This window comes from uncultured Fretibacterium sp., assembly GCF_938030725.1.
Taxonomy (GTDB): Bacteria; Synergistota; Synergistia; order Synergistales; family Aminobacteriaceae; genus Fretibacterium.
Map to the genome: position 1 here is coordinate 1 of NZ_CALHIQ010000137.1, position 5360 is coordinate 5360.

General features: G+C 65.5%; 8 protein-coding genes. 1 reads left to right on the forward strand and 7 read right to left on the reverse strand.

Translation table 11 applies throughout. The features are described 5' to 3' along the window. The 7 genes from Q0629_RS07910 to rpsO all read right to left on the reverse strand — a co-directional run. The coding region (locus tag Q0629_RS07910) for an FAD-dependent oxidoreductase (protein WP_298781095.1) at positions 1-389 on the reverse strand (389 nt) is incomplete at its 3' end. 110 nt (positions 390-499) lie between these two features. Further along, on the reverse strand, positions 500-1372 hold the full coding sequence (prmC, locus tag Q0629_RS07915; RefSeq protein ID WP_298781097.1) for a peptide chain release factor N(5)-glutamine methyltransferase: 873 nt from the start codon (positions 1370-1372) through the stop codon (positions 500-502). Beyond that, a complete protein-coding gene (gene prfA / locus Q0629_RS07920; RefSeq protein ID WP_298781099.1) occupies positions 1372-2445 on the reverse strand; it encodes a peptide chain release factor 1 in 1074 nt (357 codons plus the stop codon). The genes prmC and prfA overlap by 1 nt, the downstream gene beginning before the upstream one ends. After that, a complete protein-coding gene (locus Q0629_RS07925; protein ID WP_298781102.1) occupies positions 2442-3407 on the reverse strand; it encodes a DUF1385 domain-containing protein in 966 nt (321 codons plus the stop codon). Before Q0629_RS07925 ends, prfA begins: the two co-directional genes overlap by 4 nt. Further along, positions 3394-4086, reverse strand: coding sequence for an FAD-dependent thymidylate synthase (gene thyX, locus Q0629_RS07930; RefSeq protein WP_298781105.1), 693 nt, complete (start codon positions 4084-4086; stop codon positions 3394-3396). Before thyX ends, Q0629_RS07925 begins: the two co-directional genes overlap by 14 nt. A 42-nt stretch (positions 4087-4128) precedes the next feature. Next, complete coding sequence (rpmE, locus tag Q0629_RS07935) at positions 4129-4356, reverse strand: 50S ribosomal protein L31 (protein ID WP_015556617.1); 228 nt, start codon at positions 4354-4356, stop codon at positions 4129-4131. Between the two features lie 57 nt (positions 4357-4413). Further along, the gene (gene rpsO, locus Q0629_RS07940) at positions 4414-4680 is read right to left on the reverse strand and encodes a 30S ribosomal protein S15 (RefSeq protein ID WP_298781109.1); all 267 of its coding nucleotides are present in this window, start codon (positions 4678-4680) and stop codon (positions 4414-4416) included. 248 nt (positions 4681-4928) lie between these two features. Between rpsO and Q0629_RS07945 the strand changes: the two genes are divergently transcribed. Further along, positions 4929-5360, forward strand: a 432-nt coding sequence (locus Q0629_RS07945) for a YbaK/EbsC family protein (RefSeq protein ID WP_298781112.1), incomplete at its 3' end; no start/stop codon positions are given.

A 5360-nucleotide genomic window follows, 5' to 3' on the forward strand; every position in this document is an offset into this window, starting at 1 on the left:
CCGATGTGCTCGGCCTCGCCCTCGCAGCCCAGACGGCGGAAGTGCGCCCCCGTCGCCACGATGAGGGCCTCGGCCTCGATCTCGTTCGTCTCGTCGCCCTTTTTGGTGACGACGATCTTCTTGTCGCCGCGGAGCTCGACCTTGGAGTCGTCCACCGTGCGGATCTCCGTGTTGAACTTCAGCGCGTGCTGGTGCAGCATCTCGCCTACCTCGGGTCCCGTGGCGTGCGGCACTCCGGGGTAGTTCTCGATCTCGTCGGTGGTGTTGATCTGCCCGCCCGTCCTGCCCCTCTCCAGAAGGAGGACGTCCAGCCCGGCGCGACGTCCATAGATGGCCGCGGACATGCCCGCAGGGCCGGCGCCAATGATAACGAGCTCACGCTTTTCCATAACTTCATCGACTCCTTAAAGTAATTAATGATTGATTCGCCTCAGCCTGGCCGCCGGGCGGGGCAGCCCTTGCAGGTCCTCCGACGCGCGCCAGAGCCGTTCTTTAAGTATTATCCCCGATATTTTAAAACAACGCAACGAAGAATTGCGGAGTCGTCCGCGATCCCCTGAAGAAACGAGAAAGCTCGGTTGGGGGAGCGCTCCGCAACGTCCCGAATGGCGCGGGCCTGATCGCTCCCTCCCGTTTCAAGGATGACGAAAGCCCCCGGCTTGAGCCACGCCGGCGCGCTCGCCAGGAGCGCCCGGTAGCAGTCCATCCCGTCCGTGCCTCCGTCGAGCGCCAAGTGGGGCTCATGGTCCCTCACCTCGCGCATAAGGTGGGGGATCGCGCCCCTTGGAACGTAGGGGGGGTTGCTGATCAGGAGGTCGCACTCGCCCCGAACGGCGATGTCCTCCGGGGCGTCGGTGGGGAGGAGGTGGGCCCTGGAGCTCAAGTCCCAGCGGGCCAGGTTCTCGGCAGCCCATTTTCGGGCGTCGGGCGACCGCTCCGCCAGGATGCCGCGGGCCAGGGGGCGCTCCAGGAGGAGTGTCGCGGCGATGCAGGCGCTGCCCGTGCCCCAGTCCAGAAACGTGAAGGGCGCGTCCTGCGGGAAGATGTCCAGGGCGGCCCGAACGAGGACCTCCGTGTCCCCCCGCGGGACGAGGACGCCGGGCCCCACGCGGAAGTCGCGCCCCCAGAAGTCCGCCGTCCCCAGGACGTACTGCAGGGGCTCTCCAGCCTCCCGGCGCCGTATCCCGGCCTCCAGCGCCTCCGGCAGAACGACCTCCCGCTCCGGGTGCGCCAGGAGCTCCGCCGAGGAGAGGCGGAGGCCGTCGCAGAGCAGCCATCGCGCCTCCTGCTCCGCGTTGGTCACGCCCGCGGCGGAGAGGCGCCTTCGGATGGACGTCAGGTGCGTGCGCAGCGTTGCGCTTCCCGCGCTCATCAGTCCTCCAGGTGTTCGAGCTTCTGCGTCTGCTCCGCCAGGATCATGGCGTCGATCATCTCGAAGAGGTCGCCGTCGAGGTAGCTGTCCAGCTTGTAGAGGGTGAGGTTGATTCGGTGGTCCGTGATGCGGTTCTGGGGGAAGTTGTAGGTGCGGATGCGCTCGGAGCGGTCCCCGGACCCGATCATGCCGCGGCGCTCGCTGGCCTGTTCGGCGTTCTGCTTCTCCTGCTCCAGGGCGTACAGCCTGGCCTTGAGGTAGGCCATGGCCCGCGCTCGGTTCTTGATCTGAGAGCGCTCGTCCTGACACGTGGCCACGATGCCCGTCGGCAGGTGTGTGATGCGCACGGCGGAGTCCGTCATGTTGACGTGCTGTCCTCCGGCGCCGCTGGAACGATAGGTGTCGATCTTCAGATCCTCGGGGCGTATCTCGATCTCGATGTCCTCCACTTCGGGCATCACCGCCACCGTTGCGCTCGAGGTGTGGATGCGGCCGCTGGCCTCCGTCACCGGCACGCGCTGACCCCTGTCCCCGCCGCTCTCGTACTTCATCATGCTGTAAGCGCCGTGGCTGTCGATGCGGAAGATGACCTCCTTATAGCCGCCAAGGCCTATGAGGCTGCTGTCGATGACCTCGATCTTCCAGCGCTGCCGCTCGCAGAAGCGGGTGTACATGCGATAGAGGTCGGCCGCAAAGAGCGCCGCCTCGTCGCCGCCGACGCCCGCTCGAATCTCCACGATGACGCTCTTTTCGTCGTTGGGGTCCTTGGGGAGAAGGAGGATCGTCAGCTCCTTTTCAAAGTTCTCGATCTGGGGCTCAAGCTCGCTCAGCTCCTCCCTGGCCAGCTCCGCGATCTCCGGGTCGCCGCCCTTCAGGAGGTCCCTGGCCTCCGCGATGCTGGCGACGGCAGCGCGGTACGCGCGGTACTTCTCCACGACGGGCTCCAGTTGAGCTCGTTTCTTTCCCAGGTCCTGAAGCGCCCTGGGGTCCGAGGCCGTGGCCGGGTCCCCCATCCGCTCCTCGATGTCCAGGAACTCCTTCTCTATGGCCTGAAGCTTGGGCTCGATGTTCATGAGTTGTCCTCCATTGATTCCTTAACGGGCTGTCCTTCGGGGGGCTCCTCGTCGTCCCCGGTCCCCATCGCCGTGTTCAGGGAGGTCAGGGCCACCTCCGCCTGTCCGAAGTCCGGCTCCCTGGTCGTCAGGTACTGCAGGGAGAGGAAGGGGGCGATGACGATGCGCCCCAGCCGGCCGGAGTCCGCGGCGAAGCGGATGATCTCGTAGGAGGTGCCGATCACGATGGGTAGGAGCAGGACCCGCAGGACGACGCGACGAAAGAAGCTGCCCCCTCCCACGATGGAGAACACGGCGATGCTGACGAGGACGGCGATCAGGAGAAAGGAGGTTCCACAGCGGGGGTGGATGCGGGAGCAGGTCAGGATGTTCTCCGGCGTCATCCCCAGGCCGCTCTCGAAGGCGTTGATCGTCTTGTGTTCGGCCCCGTGATAGCAAAACACGCGGCGAATGTCGCCCCACAATCCGATGACTCCGACGTAGCCGATGAAGATGAGCGCTCGGACGACGCCCTCAAGCACGTTGGTCCACAGGGGGGACAGGCCGGGAAGCTCGGCGACCCAGAGGGGCAGTGCCACGAAGAGCCCGCCCACGGCGGCGATGCCGACCGCGATGGCGATGAGGAGGTCCTTGAAGGTCAGCGTTTCCTCCTGCTCCTCAAGGGCGACCTCCGCGGAGCGCGACAACGCCTTGAACCCCGTCGCCATCATCTCGCACAGGACGACCGCTCCGCGAAGGACGGGCAGTTTCCAGGGGAAGCGCTTCGTCCGGGAGCTGTTGGGCCAGTGCTCGCGAAAGATGCCGCCGGTGGGCCTGCGGACGGCCAAGCCCCATCGGGCGGGGCCCTTCATCAGGACGCCCTCGATGACGGCCTGTCCTCCCACGGGAACGCGCTTCGCTTCCCCGGTCGCAAGGCGGGAGGCCGCGATGGCGGCCAGCAGCCAAAGTTTAATCCTCGACAAGAAGATCCTCCATATCCTTAAACGGCCTGCCACAAGGTTTGACCTCGCCGCAGGCGCCAAAAATGCAGGACGGACCGGCCCTCTTAAACAGGACGGGGGCCTCCTGCCTGCACAGGACGAGCATTTGGCGGGCCAGCGCGCGAATCTCCCACTGGGCGCGGCGGCAGAGGCGCAGGTGGAAGAAGTGGTGCAGCTCCCGCGCGTTCATCGTCAGGACCAGCCGCGTTTCCCAGCCGTGGGGCAGGATGAAGCGGGCGTCCTCCGCTGGGACCCCCAGCTCGATGAGCCTCCGGTAGGCGGCGAAGGAGGCCTCGGCCTGCTGGCGAAACAGCGCCTCGGCTTCGGGCATGTTCGCGACGGTGGGGGGGACGATGACCGAGGAGCCCGTCATCTTGACGTAGCGCTGGCTCTGCTGGCTGAAGCTGGCCATGCGGTGCCGCACCAGCTGGTGTGAGGCCACGCGGCTCAGTCCGTCCACGGCGAAGGTGAAGGAGGCGTGCTCGAAGGTGGAGAGGTGTCCGCTCCGCCACAGCTGGTCCAGGAGCGCCTCGGAGAGGGACTCCCTCTCTCCGGCGAGGAGGTCCGCTGCCGTGACGTCCCTGTAGCAGATGCGGGCCGCCGCAGCCACCAGCTCGTCCGGATGGGGCGTGTGCGCCAACAGGGCAACGGTGCAAGGCATGATAAAAAAAGGGGCTCTTGCGGGCCCCTTCCTTCCTCTCTGCTAAACGTCCGTCTTCTGGCCGTAGTGGATGCCCTGGTACTTCTTCTGGAACTTTTCGAGCCGGCCGGCCTCGGAGAGGACGCGCCCCTTCTTGCCGGAGTAGAAGGGATGGCACTGCGAGCAGACGCCGACGCGGATCTCCTTCATCGTGGAACGGGTGGTGAACGTGTTGCCGCAGGCGCAGGTCACCTTGCAATCCTGATATTCGGGATGAATGTCCTTCTTCATAAGCGAAACACCTCCAAAAAAGCGAAACCCTTTACTTAAGCCTGAGGTTGGGGCCGATCAGTGGCGCAGGCCAAGGCGCTCGATCAGGCTCTTGTAGCGGTTGAAGTCCTTGTCCTTGAGGTAGCGCAGGAGCTTGCGCCGGCTTCCGACCATCTTCAGAAGGCCGCGGCGGGAGTGAAAGTCCTTGCTGTGGGCCTTCAAGTGCTCCGTCAGCTCACGGATGCGCTCCGTCAGCACAGCCACCTGTACCTCGGGGGAGCCGGTGTCGGACTCGTGCGTTCGGTACTCACTGATGACTTCCTGTTTCTTTTCCTTTGAGATCATTACGTTCACCTCTGTCTCTAATCGTGCCGCATGACCAGGGATTCGTCCGATCCAAGACGACATCCTGAGTGCAGGGCCGAAGCGTATATTAGCATTTTAGGACACGCGCCGCAAGTGGGGCCTTGACGCCAGCGCCGCGCGGACATCCCCGTTTCCCGCCTCGTGTCCCCTTTCGAGGGCCTCCATAGTGTAGAATAACGTTGCGGGCGTGCCCGCAACATTCCTTTTGTATAGGGGGAGAGCGCAGGATGCCCCAGGGCCGGGACGCGGTTGAAAGGGTACGGAGGGCGCTGGATGCCGCGGGCGCCCAGGACGTTGAGATCAGGGGCGTGGAGGGGAGCATCTTCACGGTGGAGGACGCGGCCGCCACCATCGGCGTGCCGCCGGGGGAGATCCTGAAGAGCCTCGTCTGCCTGGTGGACGGGGAGCCGGTCCTGGTGCTGATGAGCGGCTCGAACAGGATCGACTCCAAGGCCGTGGCCCGCGCTTTCGGCGGACGCCGCTGCCGGATGATGCCGGCGGACGACGTGTACGGGAGCTACGGCTTCCGCGTGGGGGGCGTCCCTCCGTTGGGGTACCCGCAGCCACTGCGGGCGGTGCTGGACGAGGACCTGTTCCGGTACGAGGTCGTCTGGGCGGCGGCGGGCACGGACCACGCCTTCTTCCCCGTAGCCCCCGAG